This is a genomic window from Acinetobacter sp. UBA6526 (genome assembly GCF_002434875.1).
Taxonomy (GTDB): domain Bacteria; phylum Pseudomonadota; class Gammaproteobacteria; order Pseudomonadales; family Moraxellaceae; genus Acinetobacter; species Acinetobacter venetianus.
The window spans coordinates 1-428 of sequence record NZ_DJLC01000010.1 but is presented as its reverse complement, the minus strand read 5'-3'; the positions used below and the strand labels follow the sequence as shown (position 1 = coordinate 428).

The 428-nt window shown below is 31.3% G+C and carries 1 protein-coding gene; it reads left to right on the top strand.

The features are described 5' to 3' along the window. Positions 1–40 precede the first annotated feature (40 nt). Positions 41–428 (top strand): hypothetical protein (locus B4237_RS00560; RefSeq protein WP_286940777.1); only part of this gene is annotated, 388 nt, incomplete at its 3' end.

Sequence of the window (428 nt, the reverse complement as noted above, 5' to 3'; positions counted from 1 at the left end):
AAATAAATCAAAATCATCTTTATAAAATAAGGATTTAAATATGCTTAATATTGATTTAAGTAATCAAGGTCTTTCAATCAATGGTCAAATTTGGAATTTCCCAATTCCCATCCAAACATTTTGTTCTTCATTAGGAACATATCGTAAAGTTACAACAGCATATCAGCATAATTATCTTTGGGATGATGAGGGTTTAGTTGCTCATAGCAAAAATGATGACTTTATCGAGAATATAACGCTGTGTTTGAATACTGGGGAATATAATCATCAACCCAAATCTGCATTTTCTGGTCAGGTGTCTTTTTGTCAACAGCCCCTAATTGATTTTTACAAAGCGCATCCTGAACAAAGAGTAGCGTTATATGTAGGTGATGATAAACAATCCTTGATTACTAAAAACATTTCCGTATCAATTTCTCTTAGATATT